Origin of the sequence: Corynebacterium intestinale (assembly GCF_023574125.1) — a bacterium.
Taxonomy (GTDB): domain Bacteria; phylum Actinomycetota; class Actinomycetes; order Mycobacteriales; family Mycobacteriaceae; genus Corynebacterium; species Corynebacterium hesseae.
On the sequence record NZ_JAMKFF010000001.1, the window covers coordinates 172,866 to 192,202 of the forward strand.

General features: G+C 60.9%; 17 protein-coding genes. 7 read left to right on the forward strand and 10 right to left on the reverse strand.

Annotation, left to right across the window (positions count from 1 at the left end; genetic code table 11):
• Position 1: 1 nt before the first annotated feature.
• Entirely contained in the window at positions 2 to 1,489 is a 1,488-nt protein-coding gene (locus tag M5J06_RS00840) for an AI-2E family transporter (protein WP_070523987.1), read from the reverse strand.
• Between the two features lie 47 nt (positions 1,490 to 1,536).
• On the opposite strand from M5J06_RS00840, the gene ychF reads away from it, so the two are divergent.
• On the forward strand, positions 1,537 to 2,622 hold the full coding sequence (ychF, locus tag M5J06_RS00845) for a redox-regulated ATPase YchF (RefSeq protein ID WP_070523989.1): 1,086 nt from the start codon (positions 1,537 to 1,539) through the stop codon (positions 2,620 to 2,622).
• 31 nt (positions 2,623 to 2,653) lie between these two features.
• Positions 2,654 to 3,844 (forward strand): amidohydrolase, encoded by a 1,191-nt coding sequence (locus tag M5J06_RS00850; RefSeq protein WP_070623772.1) that lies wholly within the window; start codon positions 2,654 to 2,656, stop codon positions 3,842 to 3,844.
• Here the strand turns inward: M5J06_RS00850 and M5J06_RS00855 are convergent.
• The 6 genes from M5J06_RS00855 to M5J06_RS00880 are packed head-to-tail and all read right to left on the reverse strand — an operon-like array spanning position 3,841 to position 8,787.
• Entirely contained in the window at positions 3,841 to 4,683 is an 843-nt protein-coding gene (locus M5J06_RS00855) for a MurR/RpiR family transcriptional regulator (protein ID WP_070523993.1), read from the reverse strand. The genes M5J06_RS00850 and M5J06_RS00855 overlap by 4 nt on opposite strands.
• A gap of 11 nt (positions 4,684 to 4,694) precedes the next feature.
• Positions 4,695 to 5,495: a phosphonate ABC transporter, permease protein PhnE gene (gene phnE / locus M5J06_RS00860; protein WP_070523995.1), complete on the reverse strand. Its 801-nt coding sequence runs from the start codon at positions 5,493 to 5,495 to the stop codon at positions 4,695 to 4,697.
• Complete coding sequence (phnE, locus tag M5J06_RS00865; protein WP_046649249.1) at positions 5,492 to 6,286, reverse strand: phosphonate ABC transporter, permease protein PhnE; 795 nt, start codon at positions 6,284 to 6,286, stop codon at positions 5,492 to 5,494. Before phnE (M5J06_RS00865) ends, phnE (M5J06_RS00860) begins: the two co-directional genes overlap by 4 nt.
• Complete coding sequence (phnC, locus tag M5J06_RS00870) at positions 6,283 to 7,083, reverse strand: phosphonate ABC transporter ATP-binding protein (protein WP_049155476.1); 801 nt, start codon at positions 7,081 to 7,083, stop codon at positions 6,283 to 6,285. Before phnC ends, phnE (M5J06_RS00865) begins: the two co-directional genes overlap by 4 nt.
• Before the next feature lie 31 nt (positions 7,084 to 7,114).
• Positions 7,115 to 8,101, reverse strand: coding sequence for a phosphate/phosphite/phosphonate ABC transporter substrate-binding protein (locus M5J06_RS00875; protein ID WP_070623775.1), 987 nt, complete (start codon positions 8,099 to 8,101; stop codon positions 7,115 to 7,117).
• A 32-nt stretch (positions 8,102 to 8,133) separates the two neighbouring features.
• A complete protein-coding gene (locus M5J06_RS00880; protein WP_250223722.1) occupies positions 8,134 to 8,787 on the reverse strand; it encodes an HAD family hydrolase in 654 nt (217 codons plus the stop codon).
• Between the two features lie 144 nt (positions 8,788 to 8,931).
• Between M5J06_RS00880 and M5J06_RS00885 the strand changes: the two genes are divergently transcribed.
• Positions 8,932 to 9,840, forward strand: a complete 909-nt coding sequence (locus tag M5J06_RS00885) for a cation diffusion facilitator family transporter (RefSeq protein WP_070597598.1) — start codon at positions 8,932 to 8,934, stop codon at positions 9,838 to 9,840.
• On the opposite strand, the gene M5J06_RS00890 is transcribed toward M5J06_RS00885, so the two are convergent.
• Complete coding sequence (locus M5J06_RS00890) at positions 9,826 to 10,788, reverse strand: winged helix DNA-binding domain-containing protein (protein ID WP_250223723.1); 963 nt, start codon at positions 10,786 to 10,788, stop codon at positions 9,826 to 9,828. The genes M5J06_RS00885 and M5J06_RS00890 overlap by 15 nt on opposite strands.
• An 11-nt stretch (positions 10,789 to 10,799) precedes the next feature.
• Positions 10,800 to 12,347, reverse strand: coding sequence for a succinic semialdehyde dehydrogenase (locus tag M5J06_RS00895; RefSeq protein ID WP_250223724.1), 1,548 nt, complete (start codon positions 12,345 to 12,347; stop codon positions 10,800 to 10,802).
• A 90-nt stretch (positions 12,348 to 12,437) separates the two neighbouring features.
• Between M5J06_RS00895 and M5J06_RS00900 the strand changes: the two genes are divergently transcribed.
• The 4 genes from M5J06_RS00900 to M5J06_RS00915 all read left to right on the forward strand — a co-directional run bounded on the left by M5J06_RS00900 (position 12,438) and on the right by M5J06_RS00915 (position 17,716).
• A complete protein-coding gene (locus tag M5J06_RS00900) occupies positions 12,438 to 13,610 on the forward strand; it encodes an alanine racemase (RefSeq protein ID WP_144676517.1) in 1,173 nt (390 codons plus the stop codon).
• Entirely contained in the window at positions 13,607 to 14,890 is a 1,284-nt protein-coding gene (locus M5J06_RS00905) for a D-arabinono-1,4-lactone oxidase (protein ID WP_250223725.1), read from the forward strand. The genes M5J06_RS00900 and M5J06_RS00905 overlap by 4 nt, the downstream gene beginning before the upstream one ends.
• A gap of 101 nt (positions 14,891 to 14,991) precedes the next feature.
• Positions 14,992 to 16,182, forward strand: coding sequence for an MFS transporter (locus M5J06_RS00910; protein ID WP_250223726.1), 1,191 nt, complete (start codon positions 14,992 to 14,994; stop codon positions 16,180 to 16,182).
• A 265-nt stretch (positions 16,183 to 16,447) separates the two neighbouring features.
• On the forward strand, positions 16,448 to 17,716 hold the full coding sequence (locus tag M5J06_RS00915) for an HNH endonuclease signature motif containing protein (protein ID WP_250223727.1): 1,269 nt from the start codon (positions 16,448 to 16,450) through the stop codon (positions 17,714 to 17,716).
• A gap of 226 nt (positions 17,717 to 17,942) precedes the next feature.
• On the opposite strand, the gene M5J06_RS00920 is transcribed toward M5J06_RS00915, so the two are convergent.
• Positions 17,943 to 19,313, reverse strand: coding sequence for a dicarboxylate/amino acid:cation symporter (locus M5J06_RS00920; protein WP_250223728.1), 1,371 nt, complete (start codon positions 19,311 to 19,313; stop codon positions 17,943 to 17,945).
• Positions 19,314 to 19,337: the final 24 nt, after the last annotated feature.

Below are 19,337 nucleotides of genomic sequence, written 5' to 3' on the forward strand. Positions count from 1 at the left end.
CTTAGCTCTTGTCTTTTGATTGCAAAATCTGTTCGAGAGCGCCAATCGCTCGCTTGATTCCCGCTCGGGCACCGCTATCTCGTTCGCTGAAGTCTGCGTCAACGTCGACATCGATCTTTTGGTCCAGCGGGCTGGTGCCGTCGTGGGCTACGTCCTCTGCTGCGCCCTCGGGTGCGGCGTGGTCCGGGATGGACAGCCATTGTTCGCGCTTCCGGTCACCCTGCTGCTGTGTGTAGCGCCCGATGAGGAAGCCGGCGACCGTTGAGAATTCCAAGTCTTCGGCGGTCCTTTCGCCGGACTGGAGCATCATCATGTCTTGGAAGTAGCGGTAGACCACCGCGATGGTCGCCGCCGCCGGAACGGCGAGGAAGCCGCCGACGAGGCCGAAGAGCGCGGAACCTACAGTCACAGAAATCAACACGATGACCGGGTGCAGGTTCATGGCCTTCGATTGCAGCCACGGGGAGAGTACGTTGCCCTCAAGCTGCTGAACTAAAAGGACCAAGCCAAGAACGAGCAGTGCTTTGGTAAAGCCCAAGGAGACCAGCGCGATGGTCACGGATAGCGCACCAGCCACGATCGCGCCCACAAAGGGGATAAAGCCGGCGATGAAGGTGATGATGGCCAGCGCCATGGCCAAAGGCACCCCGATGAGGGCGAGGCCGAGGCCGATGAAGATGGCGTCGACAAGCGAGACCACCGCCTGCGCCCGCACGAAACCGCCCAGCGTGGTCCACACACGGGTGAGCAGCTCAGTGAGGTGCCAGCCGGTCCGGCGGCCCGTGGCCTGTCGCAACCAGGGGAGGAAGTTGTGGCCATCTTTAAGGAAGAAGAAGGTCAGCACCACGATGATGAAGAGCGTGACCACGATGGAGGTCGCCGTGCCAATTCCTGTGAACACGGAACCCGCAATAGAGCCGGCCTGGCGCTGCAGCCACAGGGCGATCTCATCGATGTATTGGCCGATCTCATCCGGATCGAGGTTGAGCGGCGGACCCTGTGCCCATAGCTGCAGGCGCTGAATGCCTTCCGCAGTTTGCAAATACAGCGTTTGGGATTGCCGCGCAAAGTCCGGAGCAATGAACATGAAAAGCGAGCCCACCGCGGTAAAGGACACGAGGATGGTTACCGCCGCAGCCAGGGCCGACGGCAACCCCTTGCGCCGCATGGCGCTCGCAACAGGGGCAAGCACAGTGCAGATGATGAGAGCAATGAGAACCGGCAAAATGCCACGCCAGAAGTTGCCCAACATGCGGAATGAGGCATAGAGGAATAGCCCAATAATGGTCAGGCGCAGTGCCCACAGCGATGCGGACTTGATGACCTCGCCGACCACCACGGAGCGATCCACTTGGTTGCCTGGCGGGTGCGGCGAGACTGCGTTCAGCGAAGCGGCGTCGACGGAATCATCGAAGCGTCCGCCAAGCGCTGCCTCAGCGGCGGCGAGCTCAGGCGAGGATGCATTGGGGGATGGCTGATCAGAACTCACCCCACCATCTTGCCTTAAAAGATCCGGGGTGCGTTAGGATTGGCCCCGTGAGTCTTACACTTGGAATCGTCGGCCTGCCCAATGTGGGCAAGTCCACTTTGTTTAATGCCCTGACCCGTTCCGATATCTTGGCAGCGAACTATCCGTTTGCCACCATCGAGCCCAATGTCGGACTAGTGGAGCTTCCCGATTCCCGCCTGAACCGCCTCGCGGAAATCTTCAGCTCCGAGCGCATCCTTCCGGCCACCGTGTCCTTCGTGGACATCGCCGGCATTGTCGAGGGCGCTTCCAAGGGTGAGGGAATGGGCAACGCCTTCCTTGCCAACATCCGTGAAGCTGACGCCATCTGCCAGGTGGTGCGCGCTTTCGCTGATGAGAACGTTATCCACGTCGACGGTGAGGTTAACCCGGCGCACGATATTTCGGTCATCAACACCGAGCTCATCCTTGCGGACCTCCAGACCATCGAGAAGGCTTTGCCGCGTTTGGAAAAGGAGGCCCGCAAGAACAAGGATCTGGCAGAAACCGTGGAGGAGACCAAGAAGGCCCAGGCCATCTTGGAGGATGACCGTACCCTCTTCGCGGCGTCCAAGAACAATGAGATTGATTTGTCTTTGCTGCGCGAGCTGCACCTCATGACCGCGAAGCCTTTCCTTTATGTCTTCAACTCGGACGAGGCCGTCCTCACCGATGAGGCCAAGAAGGAGGAGCTGCGCCAGCTTGTCGCCCCGGCGGAGTGCGTCTTCCTCGACGCCCAGACTGAAACTGAGCTCCTTGAGCTCGACGAGGCAGAGGCCCTCGAATTGCTGGAGTCTGTCGGCCAGGAAGAGCCAGGCTTGGCGACGTTGGCCAAGGCCGGCTTCGCCACCCTCGGCCTGCAGACCTACCTGACCGCTGGCCCGAAGGAAGCCCGCGCGTGGACCATCAGGCAGGGCTCTGCGGCACCGCAGGCTGCTGGCGTTATCCACACCGACTTTGAGAAGAAGTTCATCAAGGCAGAAATCGTCTCCTTCGACGACCTTGATGCTGCTGGCTCCATGGCGGAAGCCCGTAACGCTGGCAAGGTGCGCCAGGAGGGTAAGGAATACATCATGCAGGATGGCGACGTCTGCGATTTCAAGATCGGCGGCTAGCTCGTGCGCTCATAGCGCGTAGGCTGTGGGCATGAGTATCGCCCACATCCTAGACCGAGCAGCACATGCCACGCAGTGGCAAGAAGCCCTGTACAAGGACCTTCACCAGCATCCTGAGCTCAGCATGGAAGAGGAGCGCACCCGCGGCGTCATCGCGGATAAACTCCGGGAGTTTCCAGAGGCTGAGGTGCTTGAATTCGGCGGGGGAGTCGTCGGCATCCTCCGCAACGGTGAGGGTTCGACGGTTTTAGAGCGCGCTGACTTCGACGGCCTGCCGGTCACTGAAGACACTGGCCTGGACTACTCGGCCACGGGCGAGGTTATGCACGCCTGTGGCCACGACACCCACGTGACCGCCTTGCTTGGCGCCACGGAAGCGATGGCGAAGGCCACTGACGCGTGGTCCGGTACTTTCATCGCGCTCTTTCAACCGGGCGAGGAAACCGCTGAGGGCGCGCAATCCATGGTGGACGCGGGACTTACCGGCAAAGTCCCCACACCTGACGTGTCCTTTGGTCAACACATCTTTATTGATAAAAACGCCCCGGCCGGCAGCGTACTGATTGCGCCCGGCCCGGTCTTGTCGACAGCGACCTCACTCACCGTCACCGTCTATGGCCACGGTTCCCATGGTTCGATGCCACACCTCAGTGTCGATCCAGTCGTCTTGGCCAGCTCCATCGTGTTGCGGCTGCAGACCGTCGTGTCCCGCGAAGTCGATCCTCACCAGTTCGCCGTACTGACCGTCGGCGCGCTGCAAGCGGGGTCGAAGGCCAATATCATCCCGGATTCGGCCACCCTGCGCATCAATGTCCGCGCCTATAGCGAGGAGATTCGAGAGCAAATCGTTGTGGCCATCCACCGGATTGTCAACGCCGAGTGCCAGGCAGCGATGTCCCCACGTGAGCCGGAGATCACCGAAAGCGATAATTACCCGCTCACTGTCAACGATGAGGAAGTCACGAACAAGGTGCGCGCGCAGCTTGTCGACGTCCTCGGAAGCGACAACGTCCTCGACATGGAACCGTGGACCGCATCGGAAGATTTCTCGAGACTCCCCGATGCCTTCGGCGCTCCCTATTGCTTTTGGGGCTTCGGTGGCCGCACGGACGGCGTTTCCGTCCCGAACCACAATCCGCGCTTTGCACCGGAGCTGCAGCCGACGCTCAGCACCGCGACGCAGGCGCTCATCGCCGCGGCCTACGCCTACCTGGGAAATTAATCTTCCATCGCCGAATGGAGCACGGAGAGCACCGTGCGCCGTGCCGCGGAATCATCGAGGTGGGAATCCACCAGCGTCACGAGTGCTTCAAGCACCAGCAGAAAAGCAACGCGCGAGGCATCCTGCAGCTCTGCACGAAATGTCCCATCCGGGGAGGGGATGACCAGCGTGTAGGAGGCGAGCTCCGCCAAGGGCGAGGAGGTAAACGAAGTCAGCGCGATGAGCTTCGCGCCCGCCTCGAAGGATGCGGTCGCGGCTTTGAGCGTGAGCGTGGTCGACCCTGAACCGGAAACGACGAGGCACACGCACTCTGCGTCTAGTTGCGTCGCCGCGATGTGCTGGCCCATGGCCTCCGCCACGAACTCGGCGGGGCGCCCGATGCTTGTGAGGCGCAGCGCCATGGTCTGCGCCAAGGGAGCAGAGAGGCCATTGCCCACGAGGAGAACCCGCTTGGCCTGTGCTACTGCCTCCACTGTCGCGGCTAGCTCATCCTCGTTGAGCAGGGCAGTAAGCCCATGCAGGTAGTTGCTGAAGGAGGCAATCTCGGCACTCATGCGGCCGACGTGGGTGGAATCGGCACCCGCCGGCGGGGTGGGGCGCTGCGCAATCTCCTGCGTGAGCGCCACACGCAACTGCTGGTACCCGTCGTAGCCCAGCGCTTTCGCGGTGCGGATGACGGAGGTACGGGACGTGCCTACCTTGGCTGCCAGCTGGTCCGCAGTGGCGTGCAGGACGAAGTCCATGTCTTCGAGGATTGCCTGGGCCACGCGTTGTTCGATGGGCTGCAGGCTCGGCATGCGCGTGGTGATGTGCGCGGAGAGCGGGGCGGAATCAGTCATAGGGGTAACTATCAGGTGAATTTGGCGGCCACGATGCGGCGGCGGATAGCGCCGGAGATGGCGTCGATGGACATGGTGATGACGATGACCACGATGAGCAGGACGCCGACGACGTCCCACTGGCGGTACTGCGTATAGCCGGTGAGCATGTCACCGATGCCACCCACGCCGATGAGGCCGAGGACCGCGGAGGTGCGCACGTTGATCTCAAAACGGTAGAGCGCGAGCGAAGCCAGCTCGGGTTGGACAATGGGCCAGGTTCCCCAGCGTACCATTTCTGCCAGGCTGCCGCCGGCTGCCTTGACCGCTTCGGCTGGGCCAGTCGGCGCGGTTTCAATGGCCTCATAGGTCCACTTCGCATGCGTGCCGATGCCGCCGATGGCTAGAGCTAGCGCGCCCGTAAACGGGGTTAACCCGGTGACGGTGAGGATAATGATGGCGATGATGATCTCCGGTACCGCGCGGATGATGGCAAACAGCGCGCGCAGTGGTAGGCATACCCACCCCGGGGAGACCGTATTGGCAGCTAGGACACCGAGGATGGTGGAGAGGAACACGCCGAGCAGCGCGCCGATCCAGGCCATGGCCACGGAGCGCCAGGTCTGCAGGAGGGCCTCACCCAGCTTGGACCAGTCCGGGTTGGAGAACATGAGCACGAGGTAGTGCCAGATGTTCGAGGGCAAATCTTTAAGAGCCGTCAGATCAACGCGAATGTAGCCAAAGGACAGCGCCAAAATAATAAGGAATCCGGCCCACGCAGCGAAGACTCCCCAGCTGCGGGAGCGGGAGGGAAGTACATGTGCAGTGCTCATCGCAGCCTCTTTCGCAGGTTGACGGACACGATCTCTAGGGCGATGACCACGACGAGCAGCTCGAGCACGATGGCGGAGAGCGCGTCATAGCGGTAGAAGCCACGGACTTCGTCGATCAGCAGGCCAATGCCACCAGCGCCCACGAGGCCGAGGACCGCGGAGATGCGGACGTTGAGCTCGAGGGAGTAGATCACCTGGCTGGCAAATACCGGCCAGGTCTGCGGCAGGGCAGTAACCCGGTTGATCTGGGTTTGCGTGCCGCCGGCGGCCCGGCCGGCCTCCATGTAAGAATCATCCGCGGAGTCGATGGCCTCGGAGACGAGCTTGACCACGATGCCGACGTCGAAAAGCACCAGCGTGATGATGCCGGGCAGGGCACCGACTCCGAGCATGGCCACGAGGATGGTGGCGTAGACCAAGTCGGGCACCGCGCGGACAACGTTGACGATGCCGCGCACTAGCGAGCGCCACGGTGTCGATGGGTTGGTGGGCCGCGCCGCCCACAGGGATAAGGGCAGAGCGATGACCGCGGAGATGGCGGCACCGACGACAGCCATGGCGAGGGTTTCAAGCATCGGCTCCCACGTGCGCGGGAGGATGGACCAGTCGGGGCTGAACATCAGGGCCAAGCGGTCGGCGCCGTTGCGCCAGTTGCGAGCGATCTGCCCAAAGTCGATCTCGATTCCGCCCCAGGCGGGGACGCAGGTGGCGATGGTGAGCGCGAGAAAAGCAGCCAGCCCGCCAAGGATGCCGGGCCAGTTGCGCTGCCGTGGGGGAAGTACCGCCGTCATGCCCGGCTCTCCTGACTTCCCAGCTGGTCTTCCTCGCGGATGCGGCGGCCGTAGATGGCTTCGAAATCCTCCACGGTGGAGCCTGCGGCGGGCCCATCGAAAACTATCTTGCCGTGGCGAATGCCGATGATGCGCGTGGCGTAGTCTTGCGCCAGATCCACCAGGTGCAAGTTCACCAGGGTGGTCAGGTCCCGCTCGGTATTGATGCGGCGCAGATCCTTCATCACGGAGTGGGCAGTGGGCGGGTCGAGGGAGGCGACGGGTTCATCGGCCAGCATGATCGCCGGCTTCTGGGACAGGGCGCGGGCGATGGCCACGCGCTGCTTCTGGCCGCCCGACAAGGCGCCGGCCTTATTCCACGCCTTGTCGAGGATCCCTACGGAGTCGAGGGCCTCGGCGATGATTGCTTTGTCCTCGGCGGTAGAGATTCCCAACAGGGTGCGCCAGCTGGGATTGTGAGAAAAGCGCCCGACGAGGACATTGGAGAAGACGCTCGCGCGGTCGGCTAGGTTAAACTCCTGGAAGATCATGCCGATGCGGCCGCGTAGCTTCCGCAGCTGTGCTCCTTTCGCTGCGGAAATCTCGTGGTCGCCGACGAAAATCTTGCCGGATGTCGGTTGCACGAGGCCGTTGATGCTGCGGATGAACGTGGATTTGCCAGAGCCGGACAGGCCGACGATGGCGACGAATTCGCCGGGAGCGATGTCCACGGAGACGTCGTCGAGCGCCAGCGTTCCGTTGGGGTAGCGCACCGAGACATTCTCGAAGCGGATTCCCCACGCTTTCTCCTCCGTCATGGGTGAAGCCTTTCTGAGTAGGGGCGTCAGGCTACTGGGCGAAGCGCTCGTTGACCTTGCGCGCCATATCGATGGATTCCTGCTTGGCGGGAACCCAGTCGGTGATGTCGAAGATGGCGGACATGGTGTCCGGATCAACCTCGGAGAAGCCGTCCATGAGGTCGGTGATCTGGCCGCGCAGATCCTCCGGCACCTCATCAGAAATCACGACGCCACCGTTGGGGTACATGTCGGTGTAGCCGAAGACCACGAGCTTCTCGGCCAGACCTGGGGCCTCCGACGCGTCGATGGTGGAACGCGCATCCCAGAAGCTGAAGCCCACCTCGGCATCGCCGTTGTAGACCGCCATGATGGAGGCGTCGTTGGAGGTCACAGGCACCTTCTTGAGGCTGTCGACGTCGATGCCCTGGGATTCCATGGCCATGACCGGCAGCTGGTATCCGGCGGGGGAGGTAGCACCCAGCATGGCGACGGTGGTCTCCCCATCGATCTTCTTGAGCGCCTCGAGGCCCTTCGGACCCTGGCCCTTGTTCTCCTCCGGGGTGGCGGTGCCGTTGCAGTACAGGTAGTCGGCACCGCTGGCAGCATAGGTGGAGGCCACCGGCTCGTCCTTGCAGTACTTGTCGGGGTTGTTGGTGACGAACTGGCCGGCGTAGGAATCCGCGCCGAAGCGCTCGTCCTGCAGTACGGCGTGAGCGCCGTACATGTCTTCTGCAGAGGCCAGCTGCGCGGCGGAGGCGATGGCGATATCTGCCTGGCCGGAGCCGATGGCCTCGACGGCGGCCTGGTAGTCCTTGGTCACGACTCCCTCGACCTCGATGCCGAGCTCCTCGGAAAGGTAGTCAGTCAGCGGCTTTGCGGTGGTGACGAGATCGTTGACCTTCTCGTTCGGGATGAGCGCGAGGGTGAGCTTGTCGGGGGAGTTCGAGTCATCGGTTGAGGAGGAATCAGAGGAGCAAGCGGTCAGGGAGAGCGACAGTGCAAGGGCGGAGGCAGCGAGGGCGGTGAAACGGCGCATGAGAATGTCTTTCTGTGTCGAGGGGTGGAGTGCTAGAAGGCGGAAGATAGTTCAGAAAAGATGTCGGTGACGCGCTGAGCGCGCCACGTGGGGTTGGCGTCTGCGGGGGTGGCGAACGGTGTTTCCAATAAAACGGTGCGCCCGCCACGGGCAGTCACGGGAGCGAGATCGAAATCCCAGATATCGCCGAAAGCGATGATGGGGCTATCGGGGAAATCAGATTCGAGGATTCGAGTCAAGCCGTCGGGCTTGCCCACCCTCGTGTAGATGGCGTCGAAGGAGTTGCTCAGCCCCAAAACCTTTAGCGCCTCTGCGAGGCCAGTTTCGGGGGAGTTGGTGGCGAGAACCGCGCGGCCGGGATACGAGCCTAGAAACTCGGCGAGGCCTTCGGGCGCTGTGATTCCGGTGTCCGCAAGGTTTAGTCGGGAGGCCATGTAGGCCTGTTGGCAGGAGTCCTCCGGGACATCGCAATCCGCGGCGAGGCTGTGGACGAGGTCGTAGCCGTCGCAATAGTGCACTAGGGAGGCGTCGTTCGTTGAGAGCATGCGCTCGGCGGTGTGGGGGATGGAGTGGTTTCCGGTTGCCTCCCCGATGTGGCGGGCATAGGCCAGCACGGGCCCGTGGCCCAGGCTAACGGTGCCGTCGAAATCGAAGAGGAGAACTGGGGGAGATATGTCTTTGGACATGAAGTACAAACTAACGACGGTGTATGTACTTTACGACCACACGCGGTAAACAATGCGTGAACAGTACGTGCACACTCGCCCTTGGTACCCTGACTCACGGTAAATAGAAATTTTCCTCAGCGAAGGACATATAGAAAGACGCACATGTCTCTTCCAACCGAGCAACTGCTGCTCGAACGCTTCATGAAGCTCTCCATTGCCACCGCAGTGGCCACGATCGCGCTCAAAGTCGTCGCTGCTGCGGCGACAGGATCGGTGGGCTTTCTTTCCGACGCCCTCGAATCCGGTGTGAACCTCGTGGCCGCCGTCGTGGGGTTTGTGGCTATCAAAATTGCGGCGAAGCCGGCAGACGCAAACCACCAGTTCGGCCACGGCAAGGCCGAGTATGTTTCCGCGTTGGTAGAGGGCGCGATGATTTTCGTGGCCGCCGCGATGATCATCTACACGGCCATCCGCCGATTTCTGGCTCCGCAGCCGCTGGAGCAACCTGGGCTCGGCCTCTTACTGTCACTCATCGCCTCTTTGCTGAACTTGGGCGTGGGCCTTCTGCTCGTGCGTGCAGGCAAGCAACACCGCTCAGCTACCTTGCAGGCGGACGGAAAGCACTTGCTTACCGACGTCTGGACGTCCGTCGGCGTCCTCCTCGGCATTGGTGCAGTCGCACTGACTGGCTGGCTGTGGTTGGATCCCGTCATTGCGCTGGCAGTGGGCATTAACATCTTGTGGACTGGGTATAAGCTGCTCAAGGAATCCTTGAGCTCCCTGTTGTCGGAGTCCCTGCCCAAAGAGGAACACGCCAAGTTGGATGCTTTGCTCAATGAGCTGGAGGGCCGTCACGATGTTTCCTTTACCTCACGCCGCACGGTCGCGGCAGGGCGCCAGCGCCTTGTTTACCTCACCATGGATGTTCCCGGCGAGTGGACGGTGCTGCACTCGCACACAATCGCCGACCGCATCGAAGACGCCATCGATGAGCTTTTTCCCGGTGCGGAAGTGTTTATCCATGTCGAGCCCGAAGGAACGGTTCATCGCCGCATCCTACGGATGCCGTAGGCTGGCTACGCCGCGCCCGCCTTCCATGACCCACGGCCAACTGAGGCCATTTCGAGTGAGGACGTTTGCTCGGATCTCATCGGGCACGATCCATTCCTTGTGGGCATAGCCCAGCAGGTATTCGTCGAAGGCGGGGAGTTCGAGCCGGATTTTTAAGGCACCGTCGATTTCGCTCGCGGTGACATCCTCCTGCCAGCCCGCCATCCACAGTGTCTGCCCATCATGGCTAACGGTCGTGGCCTCCGTGCTCGCAAGAGCCTTGGCGGCCTGGGACTTGCTGAGCTTGGACCATGTTTGGAGGTCGGCTACGGATACGGGGCCGTGGCCTTCGACATAGCGCTGGGCTAGCTCTGAGAGTGGCTTCTCTGGCTTGCGCTGGACGCTAGGCAGCGCGTCGACATGGAGGAAGGTCTCTTGGTTGCCGGCCTTTGGGCCCTGTACCAAGTCACCGGCACCGCCGAATGCGCGGAGTAGGTGGGAGCCCCTGCCTTCTGTGGGGTCCACTCCAACCTCAGCGAAAATCTCGTAGACTTCCGTGCGAGTGAGAGGCTCGGTGGCTGCGCCATGTAGTGCTTCCGAAGCTGCTGCCACCATGTCTTCGCTGAGCCCCAAGCTCGGTCGCCGGGATTTCTGGCTGGAGGCCACGCGCGGATAGAGCAAGCGGGACATCCAGCGGACGTCGGCAGCCGGCATGAAGTGCAGCGTGCCGCGCTGTGGCCAACAGCGCACCACGCGATAGTGTCCAACTTCACCGAGCACTTCTTGAGCAGTGCAGCCGGCGCGAAGGGCTAGTGCTGTGATGCCGGCATCGTAGGTCTGCCCCTGCAGAGCGAGGAGATGCTCAGCGACGTCCAGCGCCGAGGCGAGCGATGGCCTCGCGGCCGATGGGGCAAGGCCTTGAGCAATGAGCCGGCGGGCTAGAAGTTCGTCGCGGTTAAGCTCCTTCATGGCTGTCTACATTAGAGCCGGAAGGTCTTCATCAGCTGCATGCCCGTCGAAACCAGCTGGCGGAAGCGTTCCGGTGAGACGTACTCCGACGGTGCAAGCGGGTGCAGGCGCTGCTCGGCCACGGTGCGCTCGTTGGCCCACAGGCGCATGCCGGTAATACCGTGGCGGTGGTTCAGGCCAGATTCCTTGACGCCTCCACCTGGCGCGGCGATAGAACCGTAGGCGGCGGCGAAGCCTTCGTTGATGTTGACCATGCCGGCCTCTAGCTGGGAGGCGACTTTCCACGCGCGGCGGGAGTTTCCGGACCACACGGAGGCAGAAAGACCGTAGGTGGTGTCATTGGCGCGCTGGATGGCCTCGGCATCGGAGCTCACCGGGTATACCGCCAACACTGGGCCAAAAGTCTCGGTGGCATAGAGATCCATCTCTGGGGTCACGCCGGTGAGCACGGTGGGCTCATAGAAGAAGGGCCCAAGATCCGGCCGAGCCTTTCCGCCATATACCACGGTGGCGCCCTTGGAGACGGCGTCCTCGACGTGGGAAACTACTGCATCGAGCTGGCGCTGCGAGGTCAGTGAACCGATCGTCGCGGCGTCAGAAAAGGCCGCCCCGAGCACCTGCTGGTCCAGTGCATTTGTGAGTTCTGCGAGGAACTCCTCAAAGACGCTCTCGTGGACATAGGCACGCTCAGCGGACATGCATAGCTGCCCGGAGGAAGAGAATGCGGTGCGTACGGCACCTTGGGCGGTGGGTTTAAGGGGGGCGTCGTCAAGCACGAGCATCGGGTTCTTGCCGCCCAACTCCAGCATGGTGGGGATGAGGCGCCCCGCGGCCTGGGTGGCAATCGACTTGCCAGCCTGGGTGGAACCGGTAAAGGAGAGCCCATCCACCAGAGGAACCAGGGCGTCACCCACCTCGGCACCCCGGCCGGGAACCAGCTGCCAGGCGGCCTCCGGAAGGCCCGCTTCAATGGCTAGGCGTCGCAGCAGAATTGCTGTCAACGTCGTCTGGGAGTCCGGCTTGTGTACCACGGCATTGCCGGCGGAGAGCGCTGCCAAGACGTCGCCCACGCCCAAGGACAGTGGGTAATTCCACGGGGAGATGAGCCCCACCACGCCGAGTGGGTAGTACTGCGTGCGTGTCTTGGTCAGCACGGGAAGCGCGCCGGGGTGGCGGTCGTTTCCGAAAGCTTTGCGGATGTTGACGGCATAGAACCGAGCACAGTTATACAGATCCATCAGCTCGTCATAGGCGTGGGAGCGGGACTTGCCGTTTTCGGCTTGGATCAGGTCGAGGATGAGCTCCTCGTTCTCGTGAACGAGGTCGTGCAGGCGCAGCAGGATAGCGGCGCGGTCACCTTGCCCGACGCCGGTGCGCGCATAGGTGACTGCCTTCTCGACGTCCCCGGCGGTGGCGACGGGGAAGCTAAAGAGCTTGTCACCGCTAAACGGCGCGTGAGCCTGATGCTGCTCACCCGTGCCGCGCACATCGCGGGCGGGATCCGTGTCCAAGAAATTGAGCACTCGCTGGGGCAGGCGTGTCTGAGTGAAGGTCTTCATGCGGTCTATTGTCCCAAAAATATGGGATGCCGCTATGAGTTTTTCGAGATTTGTCTCACAAACTAAATTAGTTGTGGTTAGGATGACGCTATGCCAATCCTCGCGACCACTCCACAGGCCCAGGTGCGTTCGGCCGTTGAGCCGCTCGTCAGGTCTGGTGAAAGCCCAGCGCCCGTCGGCGTTATCGACCTCGATGCATTCGACTACAACGCTGCACAGATGCCCACCCGCGCCGGGGGTCTGCCCATCCGCGTGGCCTCGAAGTCAATACGCAGCGTGGCGGCACTACGCCGTGCCCTCGAGCATGAGGGCTACCGAGGCATCCTCGCGTATTCCGTTCCGGAGGCGCTGCATCTGGTCGGGGAGGGTTTCCGCGACATCGTAGTGGCCTACCCGAGCGTTAACCGTCAAGCCCTGCGTGAGCTCGCCGCAGATGACACGGCGCGCGAATCCATCACCGTCATGGTGGATAGCGTGGAGCTGTTGAGCCTGCTCGAGGGTTCTGTACGCGTGGCCATCGATATTGACTGCACCCTCCATTTGCCGGGTGCGGTCATCGGCCCGCGGCGCTCGCCCGTGCGCACTCCGGAACAGGTCTCAGCGCTGGCGCGTGAAATTCTTCGGCGCGGTCACCGGTTGGTGGGGCTCATGGCCTATGAGGGGCAGGTGGCGTCCGTAGCGGATGGCTTGCCGGGGCCGGTGGGAGCGGTCAAGCGTTGGTTGCGTTCAAAGTCCATGGCGGACCTCGCCCCGCGGCGCCGAGCCTGCGTGGAGGCCGCGCGGGAGGTAGCGGACATCGAATTCGTCAACGGCGGTGGCACGGGCAGCCTCCAGGAATCCGCGGCCGAGGGAACCTTGACCGAGCTGGCCGCTGGATCCGGTTTCTATACGCCAGCGATCTTTGATGATTTCACTGGCATTAACCACAAGGCGGCCGCGTTCTTCGTCTGCCAAGTATCCCGTGTGCCCGCGCCGGGCTGGGCCACGGTCAACTCCGGCGGCTGGATCGCCTCCGGCCCTCCCGCGAAGGATCGCGTCCCCGTACCGGTGTGGCCGGCGGGCCTTAGCTACTCCAGTACTGAGGGCGCCGGTGAGGTCCAGACCCCACTGCGCGGGGCTGACTTAGAAGTCGAGGACCTGGTGTGGTTCCGCCACGCCAAGGCCGGCGAAATGACGGAAAACGTCGACCGCCTCCTCGCCGTCGGGCACGACGGCGTTGATGTATGGGACACCTATAGAGGACAAGGATGGACACTCCGATGACAACCACATTTAGCAATTGGGCAGGTTCGGTTGCTGCGAAACCGCAGGAGTTTGTACAGCCCTCCCGCATAGACGAGATCCCCGGAATTATTAGCCGCTCCCGCAGCGTGCGTGCGGTGGGCGCCGGCCACTCCTTCACTCCCATCGCGGCAGGGGAGGAGACGATGCTCAACCTAGACCACGTGAGTGGGCTGGTGAGCGTCGATAAGCAGCGCAAACGCGTCCGGTTCCTGGCCGGCACTCGCTTGCGGGATGTGCCTAGGCTCCTGCGCCCGTTTGGGCTTGCCCTGGCTAACCAGGGCGATGTGGACCCGCAATCGCTGGCGGGTGCGATTTCGACCTCGACCCACGGCACCGGCATCAATTACACGGGATTTGCGGGGACGGTCACTGGGCTGACGCTTATCGACGCCGACGGCAACACCCGCACCTATTCCATCGACGAGGACCCGGAGCTCCTGCGCCTCGTAGTCGTCAGCGTGGGCGCGCTCGGCGTGGTCATCGAAGTCGAAATGCAGTGTGTGGATGCCTTCGACCTGCTGGCAGAGGAGTCCGGCATTGCCTTCGATGAGTTGATGGACAACTGGGAGGAGCTCTCCCGCAGCGTCGACCACTTCGAGTCCTATTGGTTCCCGCATACCGACCGCGCGATGGTCAAGGCCAACACGCGCCTCGAACCGAATGGGGAGCGCCGCTCACGTCTCAAAGCACTTATCGACGACGAGCTCATTGGCAACGGCGCCTTTGCCGCCGCCTTGGCGTTGGGGCGCCTGATTCCGGGAACGATTCCGACCCTTAATAAGTTCGCCACCTCGGTCATTTCTCATAATCGCTACCGTTCCGCCGCCCATGACGTGTTTGTCAGCCCGCGCCGGGTGCGCTTCCACGAGATGGAGTACGCGGTGCCGCTTGCCGACGGCCCCGCCACCGTTCGCGAAATCCGTCGCTTCATTGATGAGCAGGATTGGCGCATCGGATTTCCGATGGAGCTGCGCACGACGGCCGCGGATGACGTTGCTCTTTCGACGGCATCTGGCCGTGAGTCGATGTACATTGCATTCCACATTCCGCGTGCGTTGAATCCGCAGGACTACATGCCGAAGCTGGAACCCATTTTCCGCGCGGCCGGTGGGCGCCCGCACTGGGGGAAGATGAACTCCCTGTCCCGGAACGACTTTGCTCAACTTTATACAAGATTTGATGAGTTCTGTGAGCTGCGTGAAGAGATGGATCCGGAGTGGAAGTTTGGTTCATCCTACCTGCGAAAACTGTTCGGGTAGGGGCGTCGTCAAGCGCCGTGCAACCCGTGATTTGGATTCGAAAGTATCTCTGATCTTTGGTAGCGTGTGGAAGTCTTAATTCCATAACGCTATCGAAGAAGGTGTCTCAAACGTCCTCTGAATCCCAGTCCCTCATTACGCCGACATTCGTGTTTGCGTGGTTGGTAAATTTCGCCCAGTTTACGGTCTTCTATCTGCTTGTGACCATCATGGCGCTCTATGCCGTGGAGCAGTTTCAGGCTTCGGATACGGCGGGCGGGTTTGCGTCCAGTGCCTTTGTGGTGGGGGCGACGATTGCTCGTCTCTTCTCCGGTTACATCGTTGACGCGGCTGGGCGAAAACGCTCGTTGGTGGCCTCGCTCATTGTGGTGGCTGTAGCCATGGCGCTGTACATGCCAGCGCACTCGTTGCCGATGCTTTTTGCCGTCCGTATTTTGCATGGCTTCGGATATGCGGTGGCTTCGACTGCTGTGATGGCAGTGGCGCAATCGGTGATTCCGGACCACCGTCGTGCCGAGGGGACCGGATACTTCGCCTTGGGGACGACCCTGGCCACTGCCTTTGGTCCAGCGGCTGGTTTGGCGATTGTCCACCAAGCTGGCTATAACACCGTGTTTATGGTGGCGCTGACGCTGACGGTGGTGGCGTTGGGGCTGGGGCTCGTTGTGAAGGCCCCGACACAGGAGCGGCCCAGCGTGCCGTTCTCTTTGGGGAATATCGTGCACCCGGCGGTGGCGCCTTTTGGAGTCTTTATCCTATTGGTTGGCGTTGCGTACACGGGCATCATTACGTTCCTTAACGGCTACTCCTCCCATGCAGGCTTGGAGAAGGGCGCTAGCTACTTCTTCCTGGCTTATGCGGTGGTGAGCCTCATTCTTCGCTTTGTACTGGGCAAACTGCAGGATCGTCGTGGTGACAACATCATCATCTATTCCTCGCTCTTCTTCTTTATTGCTGGCCTGGTAGTCCTTGCTTTGGCTGCAGCTGATTGGCAGATCATTGCCGCGGGTGCCTTGGTGGGCTTTGGTTACGGCTCAATTCTGCCGGCGGGCCAGGCTATCGCCGTGCGCTTGGTTCCCATGCATGAGATGGGGGCGGGAATCTCGACCTTCTTTTTGCTGCTGGACCTAGGTATTGGCTTTGGTCCAATTCTGCTGGGGCAGATTATTTCTGCGGCGGGTTACTCCGTCATGTACTGGTTGTTGGCTGCCTTGATGCTGGTGGCCTCGGTGGTCTATTTCTTCGTTCACGGGCGCAAGGACATCGCTCGCGGTGATGTGCGGTACGAATAAAGCACTCACTGGCGTCGCGCTTTCCGACGTCCAGTAGATCCCCACGCCCCACGTGCCACCGACAACGCGCGTGGGGCATTAATCGTTTTCCCTTGTGACCGTTGCTAACTAAGGCTCGAACACATCAACTAATTTGATGTGTCTACCCCCGTTTATAGTGACGACTTGACGTGAATTTGTTGCTGGCTATGGCTATGTGTGGTGTGTGTCGGTAGAATCATGGTTAGAACATTTCTTCTAACTCATGTTTCTCGGGGGAGATACCATGACCACCACGACACGCCCGCCAACCTTTTTCTTTTCCACCACCAACCCCAATAATCCACACGCTATAGCCCGCGCGGCAGCACGCCGAGCTATCTACAACACCTGGGTTGCTGCTATGCCTAGCCTGCAGGCAGATATCAACACCATCGCTTTAAGCTTGGTGGCTGCTTGGTCGCTGCCGGAAGGCCACATCAAAGCAGGTCTGCGTGCCATCCACCGGCTTGATAGCCTGCCGAAAGTCAAAGCCATACAAGACACCGTGTGCCTGCTGGATATTGAATCCCTCATCGCTATTGACCAACCCATGTCAGCACTAACCGGCTTGACTACTGAAACCCTGGACTTTATCGACACTATCTTGGCTGACTTTTTCACCCCTACTAAGGCGAATCAGGCTTTTCCTACACGTAGCCAAATCAGGCGTAAAGTCCGCGATATCTGTAAAACCCTGGATGATTCCATCGCCTACCGTGACACCCGCCCTAAAGATACCTACCGCTTTTCTTCCAACGGCACCTCAGCCTGGCTGGAACTCCAGGTCGAAGAAGACACCGGCATTAAACTCGATGCCTTCATCCATAAAACCGCAGCGCAGCATGATCTGACGGTTCCTGAAGCAGTCATCAAACTCTTAAGCGGTGAGATAAAACCACCAGCCACCGTTATCCTCAACACCTACCAAGCCTGCGATATTGACAATGCCCCGACCTTTATTGAAGGCTTCGGTTGGCGGCAAACGCCCATGCCGCATGATAAAACCCGGGATTTAACCGGAGAGGTAGCCGAGGCAGATGGCTACCAGCCAGGGCTCATCATGCGCAAGCATGTCGAAGGCCGCGACGGCACCTGCCGGGTCGGCGGATGTGAGAAGCCAGCTTTTCTTACCCAGCTTGACCACCGGCATAACTGGGCTGAAGGTGGGCCAACACACCCGAAGAACCTGGCATGTTTGTGCCAAGGACACCACAACATGAAAACCGATGGCACCTTAAAATACCTGCTCGACCCCTACAGCGGGGATGTCATCTGGCTTTTCGCCGACGGTACCTGGACCATCAACGAAGCCGACGGGCCACTAGCACCCAAGCAAAAACGCTGGGCGCAAACAGTTGCCCAACACATCACCGCCACCAGGAAACGTGTACGTGAGGAAGCCCAACACCTCAAACAAGAACTCGACGACTACACACAACAACAAGCCAAAGCCAAAGCCGAAACCGAAACCCAGACCGACAACGACACCGACGGCGAAGACATCCCCTTCTAAACCCCGTCGAATAAAACGACGAGCCACTCCAAACAACCGAAAGGGAAAGAAACCAAGAACACACCCACCGTCGAAAAGAACGACGACCTCAAAGCTCCAAGCACCGAGTTCGAAACTATCACCGTCGAATAGAACGACGGGGAGAGTCCTTCGATTGGGGCAGAAATGCCAAAGCCTTCCTGCACGGCACTTGCGTGTGAGGAAGGCTTGGGGAGGGGCGGAAGAGCTATGCAGTCGTGTTGACCGGCTCGCTCTCGAGCTCGTCTGCGTCTTGGTCCTCGTTCATAATGTGTGAGACTCCGTTACCAGCAGCATCCCAGACAGCTTCGTCTTGAATGCCGGTGCGCTTGGCCACGATGGTGGCACACAGTGATTGGCCGGTGACGTTGACAGCGGTGCGTCCCATATCAATGATGGGTTCGATGGCCAGCAACAGACCCACGCCGGCGAGCGGAAGGCCCAACGTGGAAAGCGTCAGCGTCAGCATGACGGTAGCACCGGTCGTGCCGGCGGTTGCTGCGGAACCAATGACGGAAACGAAGATGATGAGCAGGTACTGGGTGAAGGAGAGATCAACGCCGTAGAACTGTGCAATGAAGATGGCGGCGATGGCCGGGTAGACGGAAGCGCAGCCGTCCATCTTCGTGGTAGCGCCCAGCGGAATGGCGAAGGAGGCGTATTCGCGGGGTACGCCCATGGCCTTTTCTGTAAAGCGCTGGGTAACTGGCATGACGCCCATGGAGGAGCGGGTGACGAAGCCAAGGGAGAAGACGGGCCAGACTCGCTTGTAGAAGCCAACTACCGGGATCCGGTTGAATGCGAGCACGGCGGGGTAGACCACGAAAATTACGAGTGCAAGGCCCACATACATCGCGAGGACGAACTTGCCCAAGGAGCTAAGCGCGTCCCAACCATAGGTGGCCACGGCTTTGCCGATGAGAGCGGCGGTGCCAATCGGGGCAAGGCGGATGATCCACCAGAGGACCACCTGGATGACCTTGAGGAAAGATTCGGTGAAGTGCAGGAAAGGATCGGCGGCTTTACCAGCCTTGACCGCGGCGATGCCCAGCACAAGGGAAATGACAAGGAGCTGAAGGGCACCGAAGCTGAGGGAGATTTCATCTTCGCTCAGCGAAGCGGTGAGACCGAAGAAGTTGGCGGGGACAAGTTGCTGGAGGAAAGCGGTCCAGGAGCCGATGTGGGATGGGTCGGCGGCGGTGGAAGCATCGACAGTTGTGCCTACGCCCGGCTTCATCACGAGGGCGACGAGAATGCCAGCCAAGACGGAGAAGAACGCCGTAATGGCAAACCAGACCAGAGTAGAGATCGCCAGCGAGGCGGCGTTAGCCACCTTGCGCAGGTTAGCAACTGAGGTGACGACAGCCGCGAAGATGAGAGGCGGGACCATCACCTTGAGCAATTGGACGTAGGCGCCGCCGACGCCGGACAGGGTATCGGAGAGCCACTCGGACTCCATGCCGGAGGCGATGAAGCCGAGAATAAGGCCGATGATGAGACCGGCGATAACTTGGGTGCCAAAGCCGGTGGCCCAAGAGGGCAGCGTGCGGGAGGATGCACGAGAGGAAGTGTCTGACACGAGATTTTCCTTCTAGACAGTGTT

Bases quoted from the DNA above. Each gene is read 5' to 3' on its own strand.
- M5J06_RS00850 (WP_070623772.1), top strand. From the start codon at position 2,654: ATGAGTATCGCCCACATCCTAGACCGAGCAGCACATGCCACGCAGTGG.
- M5J06_RS00875 (WP_070623775.1), bottom strand. From the start codon at position 8,101: ATGCGCCGTTTCACCGCCCTCGCTGCCTCCGCCCTTGCACTGTCGCTC.
- M5J06_RS00885 (WP_070597598.1), top strand. From the start codon at position 8,932: ATGTCTCTTCCAACCGAGCAACTGCTGCTCGAACGCTTCATGAAGCTC.
- M5J06_RS00915 (WP_250223727.1), top strand. From the start codon at position 16,448: ATGACCACCACGACACGCCCGCCAACCTTTTTCTTTTCCACCACCAAC.
- phnE (WP_046649249.1), bottom strand. From the start codon at position 6,286: ATGACGGCGGTACTTCCCCCACGGCAGCGCAACTGGCCCGGCATCCTT.
- M5J06_RS00900 (WP_144676517.1), top strand. From the start codon at position 12,438: ATGCCAATCCTCGCGACCACTCCACAGGCCCAGGTGCGTTCGGCCGTT.
- M5J06_RS00895 (WP_250223724.1), bottom strand. From the start codon at position 12,347: ATGAAGACCTTCACTCAGACACGCCTGCCCCAGCGAGTGCTCAATTTC.
- phnE (WP_070523995.1), bottom strand. From the start codon at position 5,495: ATGAGCACTGCACATGTACTTCCCTCCCGCTCCCGCAGCTGGGGAGTC.
- M5J06_RS00890 (WP_250223723.1), bottom strand. From the start codon at position 10,788: ATGAAGGAGCTTAACCGCGACGAACTTCTAGCCCGCCGGCTCATTGCT.
- phnC (WP_049155476.1), bottom strand. From the start codon at position 7,083: ATGACGGAGGAGAAAGCGTGGGGAATCCGCTTCGAGAATGTCTCGGTG.
- M5J06_RS00905 (WP_250223725.1), top strand. From the start codon at position 13,607: ATGACAACCACATTTAGCAATTGGGCAGGTTCGGTTGCTGCGAAACCG.
- M5J06_RS00855 (WP_070523993.1), bottom strand. From the start codon at position 4,683: ATGACTGATTCCGCCCCGCTCTCCGCGCACATCACCACGCGCATGCCG.
- M5J06_RS00880 (WP_250223722.1), bottom strand. From the start codon at position 8,787: ATGTCCAAAGACATATCTCCCCCAGTTCTCCTCTTCGATTTCGACGGC.